At 56.0% G+C, this 18,773-nt stretch carries 22 protein-coding genes; 7 read left to right on the top strand and 15 right to left on the bottom strand.

The window, feature by feature from the left end; genetic code table 11:
- From GGE09_RS20700 to GGE09_RS20670, 7 genes are all read right to left on the bottom strand, one after another.
- Complete coding sequence (locus GGE09_RS20700) at positions 1-525, bottom strand: DinB family protein (RefSeq protein WP_309748054.1); 525 nt, start codon at positions 523-525, stop codon at positions 1-3.
- Positions 522-806, bottom strand: a complete 285-nt coding sequence (locus GGE09_RS20695) for a hypothetical protein (RefSeq protein WP_309748053.1) — start codon at positions 804-806, stop codon at positions 522-524. Before GGE09_RS20695 ends, GGE09_RS20700 begins: the two co-directional genes overlap by 4 nt.
- 15 nt (positions 807-821) lie before the next feature.
- The gene (locus GGE09_RS20690) at positions 822-1,772 is read right to left on the bottom strand and encodes an MBL fold metallo-hydrolase (protein WP_309748052.1); all 951 of its coding nucleotides are present in this window, start codon (positions 1,770-1,772) and stop codon (positions 822-824) included.
- A gap of 92 nt (positions 1,773-1,864) precedes the next feature.
- On the bottom strand, positions 1,865-3,136 hold the full coding sequence (gene fahA / locus GGE09_RS20685; protein WP_309748051.1) for a fumarylacetoacetase: 1,272 nt from the start codon (positions 3,134-3,136) through the stop codon (positions 1,865-1,867).
- Positions 3,137-3,175: 39 nt separating this feature from the next.
- On the bottom strand, positions 3,176-3,325 hold the full coding sequence (locus tag GGE09_RS20680) for a hypothetical protein (RefSeq protein ID WP_309748050.1): 150 nt from the start codon (positions 3,323-3,325) through the stop codon (positions 3,176-3,178).
- Positions 3,322-4,686 (bottom strand): homogentisate 1,2-dioxygenase, encoded by a 1,365-nt coding sequence (gene hmgA / locus GGE09_RS20675; RefSeq protein WP_309748049.1) that lies wholly within the window; start codon positions 4,684-4,686, stop codon positions 3,322-3,324. The genes GGE09_RS20680 and hmgA overlap by 4 nt, the downstream gene beginning before the upstream one ends.
- A 73-nt stretch (positions 4,687-4,759) precedes the next feature.
- The gene (locus tag GGE09_RS20670; RefSeq protein ID WP_309748048.1) at positions 4,760-5,386 is read right to left on the bottom strand and encodes a class I SAM-dependent methyltransferase; all 627 of its coding nucleotides are present in this window, start codon (positions 5,384-5,386) and stop codon (positions 4,760-4,762) included.
- Between the two features lie 75 nt (positions 5,387-5,461).
- Here GGE09_RS20670 and GGE09_RS20665 point away from each other — a divergent pair, with 75 nt between their 5' ends.
- A complete protein-coding gene (locus GGE09_RS20665) occupies positions 5,462-5,890 on the top strand; it encodes a MarR family winged helix-turn-helix transcriptional regulator (RefSeq protein WP_309748047.1) in 429 nt (142 codons plus the stop codon).
- Entirely contained in the window at positions 5,887-6,513 is a 627-nt protein-coding gene (maiA, locus tag GGE09_RS20660) for a maleylacetoacetate isomerase (RefSeq protein WP_309748046.1), read from the top strand. The genes GGE09_RS20665 and maiA overlap by 4 nt, the downstream gene beginning before the upstream one ends.
- Before the next feature lie 123 nt (positions 6,514-6,636).
- On the opposite strand, the gene GGE09_RS20655 is transcribed toward maiA, so the two are convergent.
- Positions 6,637-7,368: an SDR family oxidoreductase gene (locus GGE09_RS20655; RefSeq protein ID WP_309748045.1), complete on the bottom strand. Its 732-nt coding sequence runs from the start codon at positions 7,366-7,368 to the stop codon at positions 6,637-6,639.
- Positions 7,369-7,461: 93 nt separating this feature from the next.
- Between GGE09_RS20655 and argB the strand changes: the two genes are divergently transcribed.
- Genes argB through GGE09_RS20630 form a run of 5 tightly spaced genes read left to right on the top strand, consistent with a single transcriptional unit; the run spans position 7,462 to position 11,721 of the window.
- Complete coding sequence (gene argB / locus GGE09_RS20650) at positions 7,462-8,325, top strand: acetylglutamate kinase (protein ID WP_309748044.1); 864 nt, start codon at positions 7,462-7,464, stop codon at positions 8,323-8,325.
- A complete protein-coding gene (locus GGE09_RS20645) occupies positions 8,326-9,120 on the top strand; it encodes a sterol desaturase family protein (protein ID WP_309748043.1) in 795 nt (264 codons plus the stop codon). It begins immediately after the preceding gene.
- The gene (locus tag GGE09_RS20640) at positions 9,117-9,782 is read left to right on the top strand and encodes a ferredoxin (RefSeq protein WP_309748042.1); all 666 of its coding nucleotides are present in this window, start codon (positions 9,117-9,119) and stop codon (positions 9,780-9,782) included. Before GGE09_RS20645 ends, GGE09_RS20640 begins: the two co-directional genes overlap by 4 nt.
- The gene (locus tag GGE09_RS20635) at positions 9,779-10,285 is read left to right on the top strand and encodes a histidine phosphatase family protein (protein ID WP_309748041.1); all 507 of its coding nucleotides are present in this window, start codon (positions 9,779-9,781) and stop codon (positions 10,283-10,285) included. Before GGE09_RS20640 ends, GGE09_RS20635 begins: the two co-directional genes overlap by 4 nt.
- Before the next feature lie 11 nt (positions 10,286-10,296).
- Entirely contained in the window at positions 10,297-11,721 is a 1,425-nt protein-coding gene (locus GGE09_RS20630) for a M20 family metallopeptidase (RefSeq protein WP_309748039.1), read from the top strand.
- Positions 11,722-11,776: 55 nt separating this feature from the next.
- On the opposite strand, the gene GGE09_RS20625 is transcribed toward GGE09_RS20630, so the two are convergent.
- The 7 genes from GGE09_RS20625 to GGE09_RS20595 form a co-directional block, all read right to left on the bottom strand.
- Complete coding sequence (locus GGE09_RS20625; RefSeq protein ID WP_309748038.1) at positions 11,777-12,568, bottom strand: amino acid ABC transporter ATP-binding protein; 792 nt, start codon at positions 12,566-12,568, stop codon at positions 11,777-11,779.
- Positions 12,569-12,583: 15 nt separating this feature from the next.
- Positions 12,584-13,894: an amino acid ABC transporter permease gene (locus GGE09_RS20620; RefSeq protein ID WP_309748037.1), complete on the bottom strand. Its 1,311-nt coding sequence runs from the start codon at positions 13,892-13,894 to the stop codon at positions 12,584-12,586.
- Position 13,895: 1 nt separating this feature from the next.
- Positions 13,896-15,113 carry an ABC transporter permease subunit gene (locus GGE09_RS20615; RefSeq protein WP_309748035.1) on the bottom strand — a complete coding sequence of 406 codons (1,218 nt, stop codon included), beginning with the start codon at positions 15,111-15,113 and terminating at the stop codon, positions 13,896-13,898.
- 152 nt (positions 15,114-15,265) lie between these two features.
- A complete protein-coding gene (locus GGE09_RS20610) occupies positions 15,266-16,285 on the bottom strand; it encodes an amino acid ABC transporter substrate-binding protein (protein WP_309748034.1) in 1,020 nt (339 codons plus the stop codon).
- Positions 16,286-16,578: 293 nt separating this feature from the next.
- On the bottom strand, positions 16,579-17,310 hold the full coding sequence (locus GGE09_RS20605) for an ATP12 family protein (protein WP_309748033.1): 732 nt from the start codon (positions 17,308-17,310) through the stop codon (positions 16,579-16,581).
- 3 nt (positions 17,311-17,313) lie between these two features.
- Positions 17,314-18,360, bottom strand: a complete 1,047-nt coding sequence (locus tag GGE09_RS20600) for an RluA family pseudouridine synthase (RefSeq protein ID WP_309748032.1) — start codon at positions 18,358-18,360, stop codon at positions 17,314-17,316.
- Positions 18,357-18,734: a fluoride efflux transporter FluC gene (locus GGE09_RS20595; protein ID WP_405048572.1), complete on the bottom strand. Its 378-nt coding sequence runs from the start codon at positions 18,732-18,734 to the stop codon at positions 18,357-18,359. Before GGE09_RS20595 ends, GGE09_RS20600 begins: the two co-directional genes overlap by 4 nt.
- Positions 18,735-18,773 lie beyond the last annotated feature (39 nt).

Genomic DNA, 18,773 nt, shown 5'->3' with positions numbered 1-18,773 from the left:
TTACTCCCAATAAGGCGCGGCACTGGGCACGCGCCCGTCCTCCAGATAAAAATCATCCAACTGCGGCGGGGTGATCCCTGCCGCGCTTAACATGGTGTGAACCTGCCCTCGGTGATGCACCTGATGCTGGATCAGATGCAAAAACAGCCAGTCCACACGTTCCTGTTTCACACCGTCCGGGCGCTGCGTTTCGCGCATTTCCCCCAACACGGGTTCCGTCAAACCACTTGCCAAAGCGATCAACCGCCCATCCGCATCACCCTGTGCAAGGCGTAATGGCGCCAAGGCCCGAATATCCTGCCGATCATAAACAGACCGCCCAGCGCCGCCCGCTTCCAGCGCGTCGATGTAATACAGATCCACCTCATAAATGTGGTTCAGCGTGCGGCCAATGGATCCGAAAAACCCCGGACGCGCGTCCCACACCCCCGCGTCGGAGAGCGCCACACAAGCGTCATACAGCACGCCATTCGCCCAAGCGTTATTCTGCGCCATCCTGACAAAAAGCGCCGTCATCCGTGTCATTCGCCCCGTACCAGAACCAGAGGCTGCGCCACGACGATCAGCATCAGCAACACCGTGACCCAGATCAACTGGCGGCGTTCCGTGGCCACTGACGGGTCACTAAAGAACCCGCCAAACGCCCGCAAGCCATGGCCAAACCAGGTAACATAGCCACCACCCGTACGATCATGTTCCCGAATCGACTGGCGCGTCAGACGCCCCATCATTCGGAACATCAGATACACCCAAATGGCAAAAACAATGCCCATAAGGGTCAGAACTGCAATGTTGAGTGGTGGCATGATACTCTCCTTGGTTTAGCCTTGAAGTGCCTCCCACATGTCCAGATCGCGCTGTGCAGTCCAGATGCGGGGATGGGCGATGCCGCGGGCCTCGTCATAAGCGCGCGCAACGTTGAAGGGCAGGCAATGCTCGTAGATGGCATAGTCCTTGAATTTCGGGTCACAAACCTCGCGGCAGGCATCCCAAGCGTCTTTCAGCGTGCCATTACGCGCGGCAACCTGCGCAATAGGCTTAAAGGTGCTGTCCACGAAATCACGTGTCAATTCAATGGCTTCATCCACTGCCGCACGGCCAACCAACGCGTCACCACGCCCGGGAGCAATGGACTGCGGATCATAGGCTTTCACATTGTCCAGCGTCTGGCCCCAATCGCCGAAATACCCATCGCCACAATAACAGGCGGAATGTTTTTCAACAATGTCGCCTGTGAACATAACCTGCTCGTCCGGAACCCAGATCACAGAATCTCCAGCTGTATGGGCGCGACCAATTTGTTTGATTTCAACCTTACGATTGCCCAAATAGACGGTCATGGAATCCGAAAAAGTGGTCGTTGGATAGGTCAGACCCGGAATGCTTTCATGGCCTTCAAACAAGCGGGGGAAACGCTGGAACTCGGAATCCCAATCTTCCTGTCCCCGCTCCATAACCATACCACGGGCCACATCGGACATGATGATCTGATCCGCATTGAAAGCAGACGCCCCAAGAACCCGCACAGCATGATAATGGGTCAGAACCACATGGGTGATCGGCTTGTCGGTAATGCTGCGCACCTTTTCAATCACCATGTTCGCCAGACGGGGTGTTGCCTGCGCTTCTACGATCATCACCGAATCATCGCCAATAATCACACCCGAATTCGGGTCGCCTTCAGCAGTAAACGCCCAAAGATCCTTGCCAACTTCGGTGAAGCTGATCTTTTTCTCTGCCATGTCGCCTTGCGATGCAAAAGCCTTTGCCATTGTCTTGTCCTAACGTGTTCTGTCCAGAAACCACATGGTTTCATCGTTCAAAAAATACTCAAAGCACCGCCCACAACAGGCGGTGCGCTGCCTTACGGAAATTTCACCGCTGGCAGAATTTTTCCGGTGCAATCGCCAAACCCGATGGTGAAACCGTCGCCCTTACAGGCGCCGCGCAACGTCACCGTGTCCCCGTCTTCAAGGAAGGTCCGGCTCTCACCGCTCTCCAGTTCAATCGGCTCTGCACCCGCCCAAGTGATTTCCAGCAAGGCGCCACGCTGGTCTTTTTCCACACCGGAAATCGTGCCAGACCCCAGCAAATCACCCGTGCTCATCTCGCAACCACCGCTGGCGTGATGGGCCAGTTGCTGCGCGGAGGAATAATACATCTCGTTATAGTTGGTGCGGCTGATGACGGTTTCGTCCTTGCCTTCAGGGGCAAGCGCCACTTCCAGATCAATGTTGTACAGCATGGGGCCGGGTTCCTGCAGATAGGGCAGCAATTCGAATTCCCGCTCGGGCGTGGAACACCGGAACGGTTCCAGCGCTGCTTTGGGCACAACCCAAGGGCTGATGGTGGTGGCAAAGGCTTTGGCCTGAAACGGGCCAAGCGGTTGGTATTCCCAAGCCTGAATATCCCGCGCAGACCAGTCGTTCAGCAATACATAGCCAAAGATCATCTCGTCGGCTTCCGCCACAGAAACAGGTTTGCCCATTGCGCTACCAGTGCCCACAACCGCGCCCATTTCCAACTCGATATCCAGACGTTTGCATGGGCCAAAAGATGGCACCGCATCATTTGGGCCTTTCAACTGACCGTTGGGACGGTGGAAATCGGTGCCTGATACAACAACAGTGCTGGCCCGTCCGTTATAGCCGATCGGAATATGCAGCCAGTTTGGTGGCAGCGCGTTTTCCTTGCCACGGAACATGATCCCCACATTGGTGGCGTGGTTCCGCCCCGCATAAAAGTCGGTATATTCGCCCACCACAAATGGCATCCCCATTTGCACATCGGCTTGCGCTATCAAGGCCGCCTCTAGCAGGTCAGAATTGCCAGACAGCGCGTCATCGCCACCCTCGGCCAGCAGGTCTGTCAAACGGGCACGCACTTCGGCCCAGGCGTCTTTGCCAAGATCCATGAATTCATTCAGGAACGGCACGTCAAACACCGGGTCTTCGCCGCCTGCATCAATCAGGCCCTCGTCTTCGAGCACACCCAGATCAACGATCATATCGCCGATGGCAACACAGGGGCTGCCTGCGCCGTCTTCATCCAGAAACACACCATACGGCAAGTTGTTCAGGGGAAACTGGCTTTCGGCTGCGTTCGCGGATTCTATCCAACTTTTGTTCAAACCCAAGGTTTTCTTCCTTCTTTTGTGCAGACCCGACAGGGCCGCCTATTCCATTTCGCGCGGGGCATCCGGTTTGGGCACTCCACGCGTATTCTTGTCAAAACGCTGCTGCGCCCATCCGATACACAGCACAACACCAACCACCAAAGCCAGCAAAAGCACTGCGCCCGTCAGAACGAGCAGATGAAAGCTCAATCCTTCAAACCGGGCGTACCGTCGAATTTCTTTTCAAGCCCGTCCCAGCAATCCACATAGTCATCCTGCAACGGCGCCTCATCCGCGGCAAAGCGGGTCAGTTGCTGCGGGAAGCGCGTTTCAAACATGAACGACATGGTGTTCACCAGCTTCACCGGATCCCAGCTTTCCTTGGTGGCTTTTTCGAACGCGTTGTTGTCCGGTCCGTGGGGCAGCATACAATTATGTAGACTGATCCCACCCGGAATAAACCCTTTGGGCTTGGCGTCATAAATACCATACACGTTGCCCATCAACTCGGACATGATGTTCTTGTGATACCACGGCGGACGGAAGGTATTTTCATTGGCCAGCCAGCGTTCGGGGAAGATCACAAAGTCGATATTCGCAGTGCCTTCTTCGGCTGTGGGGGCTGTCAGAACAGTAAAGATTGACGGATCGGGATGGTCAAAACTGATTGACCCGATGGTGGCATAAGTACGCAGGTCGTATTTGTACGGCGCGTAATTGCCATGCCAGGCCACCACATCCAATGGGCTGTGACCGATTTCGCAGGTGTGGAACTGGCCGCACCATTTGATCGTCACGCGGCACGGCGTTTCTTTTTCCTCAAACGCGGCAACTGGCGTTTTGAAATCCCGTGGGTTCGCCAGACAATTCGCCCCGATTGGCCCACGGTTCGGCAGCGTAAATTTCGCGCCGTAGTTTTCACAGACAAAGCCACGGGCCTGCCCATCAGGCAGCGAGACTTTGAACACCATACCGCGCGGCAGCACACAGATTTCCAACGGTTCCAGATCAATGATGCCGAATTCGGTGAAAATCTTCAATCGTCCGTCTTGTGGCACCACCAGCAGCTCGGAATCGGCGGAATAGAAATATTCGTCCTCCATATCCGTATTGGCCAGATAAACATGGCTGGCCATACCCACCTGCGTGCCCACATCCCCCGCAGTGGTCATGGTGCGCATACCGGTGACAAAGGTCAGCGGTTCATCCGAAAACGGCACCGGATCCCAGCGGTACTGCCCCAAAGACACAACATCGTCGATCACATGAGGCGCGGTTTTCCAATAAGGCATCGCCACTTTTTCAAAGCGGCTGACGTGTTTCACGGATGGGCGGATGCGGTACATCCAGGACCGTTCCAGTGTGGCATGGGGCGCCGTGAAAGGCGAACCGCTAAGCTGTTCGGCATAAAGCCCGTATTCCACCCGTTGCGGGCTGTTGCGCCCGACAGGGATAGCACCGGGCAAAGCCTCGGTTTCAAAATCATTGCCAAAGCCCGGCATATAGCCATCGGTCACTCCGATGTTCGACGGGGCCTGAACAAACCCTTTGGGCTGTGTTTGCTTGTTCATGTTTACTCTCCTCTGCACGGATTCGGCTGTGGGTAGTGTATCGTTGCAAATGCAACGATGTCAATTCAAGACTTTAAACCGCCTCCAACACCAGCCAGTCCCATGTCACCCCTGCCGCGATATTTGCAGGCTGGATCGACCCGACTGCCGCGCGGTGCGTCAGAGTAAACCCCACAACCAATGCCTGCTCTATCGCGACATCCGCAAAACCGCCAAAGCCGGGGCGATCCGCAGGGGCCGGCCCGTTGCGTACCGAAAGTATCACCCGCCCGCCAGTCGCACACAGCCTGCGCAGGTTTGCCATCGCTTCGCCCCGCACCCCCAATTCAAGATGATGCCAGACCCCGTTCAAAACCAGCAGATCGTAGACCGCGTACTGTTCCAAAACTTCGGTCAATTCAGGCAGCCGATCAGCGAACCAGATCAGGCCCAGCGCCTTGTGGCGAATCTGCCCTGCCCGCCGAAACGCTGCCACAGGCTCAACCGCCGTCACTTCATGCCCCTGCGCTGCAAACCACGCCGCATCCCGCCCCGTGCCTGCCCCCAGATCCAGCACGCGACAGGCCGTATCAGGCAAAAACGGCAAAACAGGCGCAAAGGCCTGCGCTGTGTCCAATGCTTCGAACCGGTCGATCAAATCTTCGGCGACAGCGGCATAGCCTGCCAAAACCTGACCGGATGATCCCTCTTGTGACGCCATCCTACACACTCCCCTTGATCCAAACGCCGCCCCGTCGCATACTCGTCTCACTTGCAACGATCCCAGAGCCCCGCCGTGTCCCAATTTTCTCTCGATGATTTCCTCCCCTACCAGCTGGCTGTGGTTTCTTCGCGGGTCAGCCGCGAGTTCTCGGAAATCTACGCGGAACATTTTGACATGACAGTGCCCGAATGGCGGGTGATCGTCCATTTGTATAACGCAGGCCCCGTATCCATCCGTGAAATTCAGGCCCGTGTGGATATGGATAAATCCAAAGTCTCACGCGCGGCCTCCCGTCTGGAAAAAACCGGGTTTATCACCAAAGAAACCAACACCGACGACCGCCGCCTGCTGAAACTTGCCTTAACGCCAGAGGGTCAGAAACGCATGCAGCAGATCATTCCGCTGGCCAACGCATTTGAGTCTAAACTGGTTGAACGCCTTGGCCCTGATGTGGACCAGTTCCGCACAACCCTTCTAAACCTTCTGAAAGAGACCCCATGACCATCACGCTTTACGATTACTGGCGGTCCTCTGCCGCATACCGCCTGCGCATTGCTTTTGGCATCGCAGGACTGGACTATGATGCGGTGCCCGTCAATCTGTTAACCCAAGAACACCGTGCCGCGGAAAATCTGGCCCGCAACCCCCAAGGGCTGGTGCCAACCGTGCTGATCGACGGGCAAACCTTGACCCAATCCCTCGCAGTGATCGAATATCTGACGGACGCAGGGCATTACAATTTCCTGCCCAAGGCCCCCTTGGACAAAGCCTATGTGCGCGCACTCAGCTATGCGATTGCCATGGAAATCCACCCTGTCTGCAACCTGTCCGTCGCCAAATACGCCACACAGCATTCAAACGGCGAAATCACAATGGAAAGCTGGATGCAGCAGTTCATTCCCAAAGGTCTGGCGGGTTTTGAGGCCATGCTGACCCGAAACGGACGTTATTGTCTGGGCGATACCGTCACTATGGCCGACCTGTGCCTGATCCCGCAGATTTACAACGCAACCCGCTGGGGGGGAGACCTGACGGCGTTCCCCAAAACCATGGAGGTTTTCCGAAACCTCGAACGGCTCGACGCAGTGCAGGCGGCTCATCCTGATAAGGTCCAGCCTGCCTAGCCCAGCGTGTCTTGCGGTCTTAGAATTTGGATATTTAAACCAAAAAGAGCCGATAGGGCATGTGCGCTTTATGGCTCTTTTTGGGGGAAATATCCAATTTCACAGTCCCAACATATACCGACGTTAGACGTGTTGCCCGCCGTTCACCTCTATTTCTGTGCCAGAGACATAGGAACTGGCCTGTGTGCATAAGAAATAGATCACATCGGCCACTTCGGAAGGCTGCCCAAGGCGGCGCATGGGCAGACCCTCGACGATTTTATCTGTGCCCGGCGACAGAATGCTGGTTTCCACCTCGCCCGGTGCAATTGCGTTGACCCGCACGCCAAGCGGGCCGAAATCATGGGCCATTTCACGGGTCAGTGCGGCCAAAGCCGCCTTGGACGTGGAATAGGCAGCCCCCGCAAAGGGATGCACCCGCGCACCTGCGATGGATGTTACATTGACCACAGCGCCTTTGGCCGCAGCCAGTTCAGCCTGCAAGCCCCGTGCAAGCACCACAGGGGCGAAAAAGTTCACGTGGAACACCTGCCCCCAAGTGCGCAGATCGGTGTCTATGGTGTTCAACCGCGCGCCTTCGGGGCCTTTCGGGGAAATCCCTGCATTGTTCACCAAGGCGTCCAACTGCCCTGATGGCAACAGTTTCTTTACCTGTTCCACCGCAGCAATCGTGCTGTCAGGGCTGGCCAGATCCACCTGAATGTGATTTTCAGCCCCCCCTGGCCAAGGGCAATGTTCCGAAAACGGATGCCGCGAACAGGTCAGCACGCGCCATCCCTCGGCGCTGAATTTCTTTACCGTCGCATGGCCGATGCCGCGGCTCGCCCCCGTTAGCAACAGGTTTTTGCGTTCCATTTCCACATCCTTCTGGTCTGGAATGAAACCTAGCCCTTGGCGCAAGGTTCGCAAAGGGGTAAATCAGATCAAACTTCAGATAGAGGCCCCACCATGGAGAAATCAAAAGCCATGAAACGCGACAGTATCACCACAGCTAAAATCCTGTCCGACGCGCTGCCCCATATGCAGCGCCACGACGGCTCGATTATTGTGATCAAACTGGGCGGGCATGCCATGTCCTCGCCCGAGGCGATGGCCTCTTTTGCGCGCGATGTGGTGTTGATGCGCCAGTGCAACGTGAACCCCGTTATCGTGCATGGCGGCGGGCCGATGATCAATGAAATGCTGAAAAAACTGGATATCCCGTCCGAATTTATCAACGGCAAACGGGTCACGGATGCGGCCACAGTTGAAGTGGTGGAAATGGTCCTTTCGGGCAAGGTGAATAAATCCATCGTTCAGGCAATCAACGGTCAGGGGGGCCGCGCCGTGGGGATTTCCGGCAAGGACGCCAACCTGATGGTCTGCACACAGGCCGAGGGCGATTTGGGCCTGGTCGGTGATCCACAAACCGTGGATGCTACCGTGGTGATGTCTTTGATCAAAAGCGGTATGATTCCGGTGATTGCGCCCCTTGGCGCTGGAACCAACGGTGAAACATTTAACGTGAACGGCGATACTGCTGCGGGTGCGATTGCTGCAGGTCTAAAGGCCGACCGTCTGTTGTTGCTGACCGATGTTGAGGGCGTCAAAGACGGTGACGGCGACGTGATTACCAGCCTGACCGCCGAGCAGGTGGAAACACTGACCCGCGACGGTGTGATCGCGGGCGGGATGATCCCCAAGACCCAAACGGCCCTTGATGCGGTGCGCGGCGGTGTGAAAGCGGTTGTTATCATGAACGGGCAGCAGGAAAACGCCTGCTTGCTGGAACTGTTCACCACTTACGGTGCCGGTTCGATGATCCGCGCTTAGGTGCAGCACGAAGCCGCCATACGACTGACCGTTTTTATAGGTCTGTTCGCGGTCTTGGCGCTGGCAGAGCATCTGTTGCCGCGCCGGGGCCTGCGGGCGCGAAAGCCGCAGCGTTGGATGACCAATTGGGCGCTGGTGCTGATTGACACGGCAACGCTGCGCCTGCTGGCCTTTGCTGTGCCTGCTTTGGCTGTTGGGGCAGCGATTGATGCCACAGCGCGGGGCTATGGGCTGTTCAATCAGCTCGATTGGCCCCTGTGGCTAGAATTTATCGCTGCGCTTCTAATCCTCGACTTTCTGATCTGGGCGCAGCATTTGATCACCCATAAGGTGCCCGTGCTGTGGCGTTTGCACCGCGTACACCACGCGGACACCGACATGGATGTAACCACGGCGATCCGCTTTCATCCGGTGGAAATTGCCCTGTCGATGCTGTTGAAGATCGGCGCGGTCTATCTGTTTGGTCCCGCTGCCGTGGCGGTGATTGTGTTTGAAGTGATCCTGAACGGCTGTGCCATGTTCAACCATTCAAACCTGCGGTTGCCCCCGCGCGTTGATGCTGTGTTGCGGCTGTTTCTGGTCACGCCAGATATGCACCGTGTGCACCATTCGGACAAACGCAGTGAACACGACAGCAACTACGGGTTTTCGATTTCCCTGTGGGACCGCCTGTTTCGCACCTATATTGCCCAACCCAAAGACAGCCACGACACCATGACCATCGGGCTAAAGTGGCAGGATGAACGTCCTACGCGGCTGGGCTGGTCGCTGAAACTTCCCTTCGTGCGACGATGATCTATGCCGCCGCCCTAACCGCTGCCCAAGCCTGTGGGCTGGACATCTACGGCGGCTTTCACGGCGGGGCAGACGACGGGTTGCCAGCGGATCACCAGACCTTGCTGTTGCTGGGGCCTGCGCCTGATTTCTGGGCGCGGGTGCAGCAGGAACCCGAACTCTGTGATGGGCTGTCTGACCCAATTGACCGCTGGTCCACCCGTGTGATCCACGCTCTTGCCGCACAGTTGAATGCCATGCCGTTTCTACCCTTTGGTGGCCCGCCTTATGCGCCGTTTTTAAGCTGGGCGATGAAGACCAATCGAGCGTGGTCGTCGCCTGTGGGGATGTTGGTGCATGACAGGGCGGGGCTGATGGTGTCTTATCGCGGGGCGCTGGCGTTTCGGGGGCGGCTGGACCTGCCGCCAACCGGTGCCAAACCCTGTGACACCTGTGCAGCGAAACCCTGCCTGTCGGCCTGCCCTGTGGATGCGCTGAGCGCAGATAAGGGCTATAACACTGAGGCTTGTCATGTGTATTTGAATTCACCCGCAGGCCAATCCTGCCTGTCGCAGGGCTGCATCGCCCGCCGCGCCTGTCCAGTCAGCGCGGGCGCGAACCGCAGCGCTGCACAATCTGCACATCACATGTCTTATTTTCACAAACCAACGGCTTTTCCATGAAAACATTGATCCTGACCCGCCACGCCAAATCCAGTTGGGGGGATTTGAACCTGCTTGACCATGAACGCCCCTTGAATGAGCGGGGCCGCCAGTCGGCCACTGCCGTCGGGGCTTGGCTGGCGGCAAAGGGGTATATTCCCGACCAGATCATCAGCTCTAATGCGCAGCGCTGCGTTGAAACATGGGCGCAAATCGCGGCGGAACTGCCCGCCACACCTGCGCCGTCTTTCCATCAACGCCTGTATCTGGCCGCGCCAGTCACCCAATACGAGGCCTTAAAGCAGGCCAAGGGCGACACTGTAATGATGCTGGGCCACAACCCTGGCATCGCCGAATTCGCCTATGGGCTGTTGGGCGCGGCGCAGCCCGATCACCCGAAGTTCCAACTCTATCCCACGGCTGCGACCACCATTATCACCTTTGATATTCCCGACTGGTCCACCCCGTTTATGGGCACAGGCACAGCCGTGGATTTCATAGTGCCCCGCGACCTAACCGACTGAAAGACCACCTTATGAAAAACACCGATCTGATCTGGGATTTAACCGACCGGCACAGCGACAGGTTTGTTGAACTGTCTGACGCCGTGTTTGACACGCCTGAAACCCTGTACACGGAATTCAAATCCGTTGCGGCCCACCGCGCAGCCCTTGCGGAACAGGGCTTTCGCATCACCGATAACGCTGGTGGAATGCCCACCGCTGTGATTGGGGAAGCCGGAACCGAGGGTCCGGTGATCGCCATTTTAGGCGAATATGACGCGCTGCCAGGGCTTAGCCAGTATTCCGGTGAAACCGAACCCCGCGCGATTACAGACGGCGCGCACGGGCATGGTTGCGGTCATAACATGTTTGGCGCGGGGGCATTGCTGGCGGCGACTGCACTGAAAGACTGGATCGAACAGAATAACATAAAAGCCCGTGTGCGCTATTATGGCTGCCCCGCAGAAGAAGGCGGCGCGGCCAAGACCTATATGGTGCGCGCGGGCTTGTTTGACGATGTGGATGCGGCGATCAGCTGGCATCCTGCGCCGTTTCTGGCGGTCAATCAGGAACCGAGCCTTGCCAATGCGCGGATTGATTACACGTTTCACGGCGTCGCATCCCACGCGGCGTTTGAGCCGGATATGGGGCGTTCGGCGCTCGATGCAGTGGAACTGATGAATGTGGGCGTGAATTATCTGCGCGAACACATGCCCGATGCGGCCCGTGTGCATTATGCCTATATGGATGCAGGCGGCGAAGCGGCCAATGTGGTGCAGGCCCGCGCCCAAGTGCGCCAGTTGATCCGTCACCCCGATCTGCCGGGCCTAAAGGAACTGGTCGCCCGTGTGGATAAAATTGCCGAAGGGGCCGCCCTGATGACCGAAACGCGCATGGAACGCAAAGTGTTTTCCGGCGTGTCCAACATGCTGCCTAACCGCCCCCTAGAAGAGGCCATGCAAGCCGCGCTGGAACAGCTTGGCCCTGTGCCGTTTGATGCAGAGGATCGCGCCTTTGCGGCGAAAATTCAGGCGACCCTGCCCAAAGGTGCGGTGGAAAGCAACTTTGCGGTGCTGAACTATACCCCCGCGCCTGATCAGGATATTTCCCTGTGTGATTTCATCCTGCCACTTGATCGCGGCGGAGAGGTGCGGGCAGGTTCAACTGATGTGGGCGATGTCAGTTGGGCGGTGCCAACGGTGCAATGCTGGGGGGCCACTTGGGCCATCGGCACGCCGTTTCACACGTGGCAGGTTGTGGCCCATGGCAAAACGCCGGTAGCCCACAAGGGGATGATCCACGCCGCAAAACTGATGGCGACGACGGCGCGATCCCTGATCGAAAACCCCGACCTGCTGGCAAGCGCCAAGGCCGCCCACGCGGCTCATCTGGCGAAAACGCCCTATGAATGCCCGATCCCGAAGGAGACCCAGCCCCCGATTGTGCAGCCCTCTTAAACCGAAAAACCCCGGCGCTTGGCCGGGGTTTCTTTGTGTGCAGCGAGGTTTTGGATCAGTGACCCAAAATCTGGCTGAGGAACAATTTGGTGCGTTCCGATTTGGGATTGTTAAAGAACTCTTCGGGTTCGTTCTGTTCCACAATCTGGCCCTGATCCATAAAGATCACGCGGTTGGCAACCTGTTTTGCGAAACCCATTTCATGGGTCACACAAAGCATGGTCATGCCTTCTTCTGCCAGTTCCACCATGGTATCCAGAACCTCTTTGATCATCTCAGGATCAAGCGCAGAGGTCGGTTCGTCAAACAGCATGATCCGTGGCTTCATGCACAAAGACCGTGCAATCGCCACCCGCTGTTGCTGACCGCCCGACAATTGGCCGGGGAATTTATCGGCCTGTTCTGGGATCTTAACCTTTTCCAGAAAATGCATCGCAATTTCTTCGGCTTCTTTCTTGGGTGTTTTACGCACCCACATCGGCGCCAGCGTACAGTTTTCCAGAATCGACAGATGGGGGAACAGGTTGAAGTGCTGAAAACACATGCCAACCTCGCGCCGGATTTTGTCGATGTTCTTCAGATCGGATGTCAACTCGATCCCATCCACGATGATATCACCCTTCTGGTGTTCTTCCAGACGGTTGATACAGCGGATCAGCGTCGATTTACCTGAACCGGACGGACCGGCGATAACAATCCGCTCCCCCCGTTGAACGGTCATGTCGATGTCACGCAAAACGTGAAACGCGCCATACCATTTGTTCATTTTGGTGATCTGGATAGCGACCTCTTCAGAGACGCCCATTTTACTGCGATCGATTTCACGATCAGTTGCGACTTGAGACATTGTATAGGCTCCTAATTAGTGGCCGGTCTTGAGCTTGCGCTCGAGGTACATGGAGTACCGGGACATGGAGAAACAGAAGATGAAGAACATCAGCGCGATGAAGCCGTACAGCTCCCATACGATGCCGTTCCAGTTCGAATCTGCGCGAATGGTGTTGGTCAGACCGATCGGATCCAACAGGCCGATGATCGACACCAAAGTGGTGTCTTTGAACAGCCCGATAAAGGTAGACACGATACCCGGGATCGAAATCTTCAGCGCTTGCGGCATGGTAATCAGCCGCGTTGCCTTCCAATAATCCAGACCCAGCGCATCCGCTGCCTCGTATTGACCGGTCGGCAAAGCCGCCAGTCCACCCCGCACCACCTCTGCCATATAGGCCGAAGCAAACAGCGTCACCATGATGATAACCCGCAACACAATGTCAAACGTCGTGCCGGGGGGCAGGAAATAGTTCAACAAGGTCGAGGCCACAAACAACAAGGTAATCAGCGGCACACCACGGATGAATTCGATAAAGCCAACGCAGATTGCCTTGACGATCATCAAATCCGACTGCCGCCCGAGGGCCAGCAGAATACCGATGGGCAGGGACAAAACGATCCCCGTGACGCCGATAATGATCGAAAGCATAAAGCCACCGAATTTTGCGGATTCAACTTCTTCGATGCCAATCGGAAGGATCGCGTGCAGACCCGTTGCAACCGGTCCTGCCAGAACAAGCCACCAGATCACCGGCACCAGCAGGGCCGCAATCACACCGCCCAGAGAGCCGATCATTTTGGACAGATATTCCAGTGCCAAAAACCCCAGAACAAACCCCGCAAGGATCACGACAGGTGTCCAGATTGAACCGCCCCAGAACAGCCAGAAGGCCACAAAAGGATACAGCGCCGAGAACCACAACATTTTGCGTGGCAGGTTGCTGAACAACACAGGTGCCAAAGCCACCAGCATCAGAACAAAGGCTAGATTGACGCGCCAGTACAGGTCTGACGGATAGAATCCGTAGAACAACTGCAAATACCGCTCGCCGATCACAGACCAACAGGCCGCGCCGTGTTCCCGTCCTGCCGCCGCGATGACTTCACGACATTCCCGCAAGGAGGTTGCGGTCCAGGACCCGTGCCAAACCCACGGCAGAACCTCTGCCAGAACCGCCCAAAGGAAATAGATCGAGACCAAGGTCAGGATTGTATTCAGAACGCTGGAAAACAGGTTTTCAACGGCCCATTTGATTGGTCCGGCCGCAGTAGACGGCGGGGATTGTTCAGGCAACATAGTGTCACGAACATAAGCAACAGTTTGTGCATGTGTATCGCTCATATCAACGCTCCCTCAACTTAACGGATTCATTGTACCAGTTCATAATGGTCGAAATGGTCAGGCTGATCGCCAGATAGATCGCCATCAGAATCAGCAGACATTCCATTTCTTTACCGGTCTGGTTCAGCGTGATGCCACCCAGCGTGCCCGTCACATCCATATAACCAACCGCAATCGCCAGAGACGAGTTTTTGGTCAGGTTCAGGTATTGGGAAATCAGCGGCGGGATGATCACCCGCAGGGCTTGGGGCAGGATAATCAGGTTCATCGTCCGGTTCGGGCTAAGCCCCAGCGCAAAGGCTGCTTCTGACTGGCCCTTACTGACCGCCATAATACCAGCCCGCACGTTTTCCGCAATAAAGGCAGCGGTGTACAAACCCAAAGCCAAGGTCAGCGCGATCAACGAGTTGCGCATGTAAATGCCGCCCTGAAAGTTGAAGCCTTTCAGCACAGGCAATTCCAGACCGATCGGACGCCCCAGAATGAAATAGATCACCAGCGTGGGCAGAAAAAAGATCGCCAGTTTGATCCAGAAATTCGGCAGAATTTCCCCCGTTGCCTCTTGCCGCTTGCGCGACCAAGACCCAAAGACAAAAATACCTACGATGGACAGCAAGAACACTGCCACAACGATCATCGAGCCTGAAAACATTTCAGGTTTCGGGATATACAGACCACGGTTTGTCAGTGCGACCGAATCCCAAAGGCTCATGGATGCAGCAGCATCTTCGCCGCGAAAATCCCGAGGCGCAGGAAAGGATTCAATAAAGATCGCCATGGTCAAAACGATCCACAGCAACACAGGCACGTTGCGGATGGTTTCGATGTAAACCGTCATAATCCGCGCGACGATCCAGTTGTTGGAAAGCCGCAAAACACCGATCGCAACCCCCAGCACCGTGGCAAGGGCACAGCCCAGCACAGCCACCAGAAGGGTATTCAACACACCAACCAATGCAGCCCGCCCGTGGGACATCTGGTTGTTATATTCGATCAATTTTTGATTGATGTCATAACCGGCAGCCTCGCCCAGAAAACCGAAACTTAGTGGTTTTCCCAAGGCTGCCAAATTCTGCGCAGCGTTATTCAGTAGCCATCCAACACCCAACAGAAACAACACCAGCGCCACGATCTGAATCGTCATGGACCGATAACGGGTGTCGTAAATAAGTTGACTGAATTGGAAGCCGCCCTTTGGAGGATCGGTAATTGCAGACATGTGTCCACGCTCCCTTGTTCTGTTTTTGAGGTCGCAATTTCCAAGTCCACGCATACACGTGGCGAACTGATTGCGCCTTTTTTTTGTATAGTTCGTTTTTTCTGTCGCCTAAGTGAAATGGGCGCAGCTTATGCTGCGCCCATTCATAGGTCTTAGCGGAAAGGAGGCGTGTAAATCAGGCCGCCATCAGTCCACTGTGCGTTCAGGCCACGGGCCAGACCGATAGGAGTGGATTCGCCGATGTTACGTGCGAAAATCTCGCCGTAGTTACCACCAGCCGCAATTGCGTTTTTCGCCCAGTCAGCGGACAGACCCAGTTGCTCGCCCAGGTTACCTTCGGTACCCAGCAGACGGTTGATTTCCGGGTTGTTGCCCGCAGTCATCGCAGATTCTTTAACGTTTGCGGATGTGATGCCCAGCTCTTCAGCTGCGATCAAAGCGTTCAATGTCCAACGACCGATGTCAGCCCATTGGTCGTCGCCGTGACGTACAAGCGGACCCAGTGGCTCTTTGGAGATGATTTCCGGCAGCAGAGTGTGTGCTGTTGGATCTTCAAAGGTCGCACGTGTCGCAGCCAGACCGGATGCGTCAGTTGTGTACACGTCACACGCGCCAGCAAGGTACTGCTGTTGGGCTTCTGCGTTTGTTTCGATTGGAACAGGCTCGTAAGAGATGTTGTTGGACCGGAAGAAATCCGCCAGGTTCAGCTCTGTTGTTGTACCAGTTTGGATACAAACAGTCGCGCCATCCAGATCTTTCGCAGAAGAAACGCCCAATTCTTTTGGAACCATGAAGCCTTGGCCGTCATAGTAGTTTACACCAATGAATGTGAACTTCAGATCGACGTCACGTGAGAATGTCCATGTGGTGTTACGGGCCAGCAGGTCGATCTCGCCGGAAGCCAGCGCTGTGAAGCGTGTCTTACCAGTTGTCGGAGTGAATTTAACCGCTTGTGGGTCGCCAAGAACAGCCGCAGCAACCGCGCGACAGACGGAAACGTCAAAGCCGTCCCAGTTACCATTGGCGTCAGCAGCAGCAAAGCCTACAAGACCGGTTGTTACGCCGCACTGCAAGAAACCTTTTGCTTTAACGTCGTCGAGTGTCCCAGCAGCTGCAAAGCCTGCGGTCATAGTGGCCGCGGCAACAGCGCCGAAGAATGTTGATTTTTTCATTTTTACCTCTTCCTGATGAGCCACCTATAGGTTGGTGGCATGCTGAGAGTTTACCCAGCTTTTCATACTCTTCCGACATAGCCAAAAAAGTAGCCCCCATACTGTGAGCAGGCGTGTGCAAGGTCAAGGTATTTATCAGGAATTGTTCGCGCGTAAAGTTTACATGCGTGAACAGATTAGGTCAGACTTAGTGACCTTTATTTATTGGGAAAATTCCCACAATCAGGATGGGACTCGATGAAGCAGGAAAACACGCCCAACGGGTTTTGGTCAAATAGGTCAGCATACACTACCTAATAACTCGCTTGACCGCCCGATTTGGACACCGAGGTCATCAATCTGTCGGCGAAAACGAAACTCTGGCGCTTCAGCTCGGCCGTGGCCATCGCCTCTTCATCTTCGCCCCATTGTTCGATTTGCCAAATTTCATCGACCCGAGCCACCTCCCACGCCGCATTCACCTCCATCTCGCGGTGCGCAACGGCCAATGCCAGCACCAGAGAGCCCGAAATCTGCACCAGATCGTGAAAAGCTGCCAATTCAAAGCAGTCGAATCCACCGACAACCGTCCGCAATCTGGCAAGCGATTGATTCGGTTGGTCGATTGGAATGACCCCTTTGGTCACCAAAAGTGGCGCGCCCAGATGGTCTGCAGCCCATTGCAAAGGCGGATCCCAGACTGCCGCCTGACGGGCGATCAATTCTTGCGGGTGGGTTGCGCGGTAACACAACAGATCATTGCCGCCGTAAGCCGCCAGCATATCCACAACCCCGTCAAACTGCGGGCCCATTTTATCAACCGAGACATTGGCCCAGCGGGTTGCAGGCATGGCCGCAGGATTTAACTCCCCCTCAGCCGCATCCCATTCCGTAGCAACCAATTCAGCGGCAGCCTGCGTTGGCAACACCAAATCCTGCTTCAACGGGGTCTTCACCACGCGCCCGTCCAGATGGATCACATAACCCTGATCCGCCTGCGCTACAGTAACATCGGTCCAAAACCGCTTCGCCTTGAAAAAACTCATAATTTACAGCTCTTGATCTTCAAACGGGTCTGATGGGGCTTCTTTCGGATCGAACCCGAAGAAATCCCAAGTTTGTGCCATGTGATCTGGCAAAGGCGCGGTAAAGCTCATCTTTGCGCCAGTGATTGGATGGGGGATCGACAGGGACCGTGCGTGCAAATGCAGCTTGCGACTGACCGAGCCGCCCAACTGCGCGCCCCAGCCTTCGCCGTCATTGGTCTGGCTGTTGGTGCCATATTTGCCGTCGCCAATAATCGGATGACCGATTTCAGCCATATGCGCCCGTAACTGGTGGGTCCGCCCGGTGATCGGCACCAAAGCAACCCAAGCCGCTCGCTGGCCCATAGCCTCGATCACCGCATAATCGGTGGTCGCCCGCTTCGCGCCATCAGTCTTTTCCACCTCATCAGGGTGAATACAATGCATCCGTTCGCCCGCACCATTGGGACCATGGCCACCTGCCTTGATCAGACCATAACGCACGGTGCCCATTTTGGGAAACGGGCTGCCCGCGACAATTGCCCAGTAAATCTTGCGGGTGATACGGGAATGAAAACTGTTCGCCAGCCCTGCCGCTGCACGCCCCGTGCGCGCCATCACAAAAACACCGCTGGTGTCTTTGTCCAGACGGTGTACCAGCTTTGGTTTTGTTTCCATCCCAAAGCGCAGCGCATCGGCCAAACCGTCAATATGGCGCGTTTGACCTGAACCGCCCTGCACGGCAAGCCCCGCAGGTTTGTTTAAAACGATAATGTCATCGTCACGGTAAATCACACTGTCGCGCATCATCTGCGCATCCGCATCCGAAATCACCGCTTCGGGTTTCATCGCAACGGTACCTTCATCAGGCAAGGGCGGCACACGCACCACCTGCCCCGGTTGCAACCGCGTGCTGGCCTTTACCCGGCCTTTGTCCACACGCAGATCGCCCTTGCGGCACATCTTTTCAACGCGCCCCTGACTGACCTGCGGGAACATCCGCCGCAACCAACGATCCAGCCGTTGATCCGCAGCATCCTCGGCCACCGCAATATGTTGTACTCCGCTCATGATAGCACCGCCCGCATAATTATCATTCCGACAAACAGCGCAGCAATCGCGCCCAGAACCGACCCCAGAACATAGACCATGGCAACACCGCCACGCCCCTGTTCCCACAAAAGAATAGCATCCAGTGAAAAGGCTGAAAACGTGGTGAAACCGCCCAGAATTCCGGTCATGACAAAAGGCGCAAACCGCGCCTCGCCAACCCGTTCCAGAAACCAGACCGCAAACAGACCCATCAGAAACGATCCGGCCACATTCACCGCAAACACACCGGCGGGCGCACCGAGGCCCAACACCCGCACCGCCCCTTGAATAGAGCCGTACCGCAGTGCAGCCCCGAGACCACCGCCTATTGCTATTTGAAACACCGTATTCATCCAGACCTCTGCGCTGACGTGCACACCGATCAATCAGGG

The organism is Roseobacter sp. N2S (assembly GCF_031454055.1).
GTDB lineage: Bacteria > Pseudomonadota > Alphaproteobacteria > Rhodobacterales > Rhodobacteraceae > Amylibacter.
Note: the sequence above shows the minus strand (reverse complement) of the source record. Positions and strands in the feature narration are given on the sequence as shown.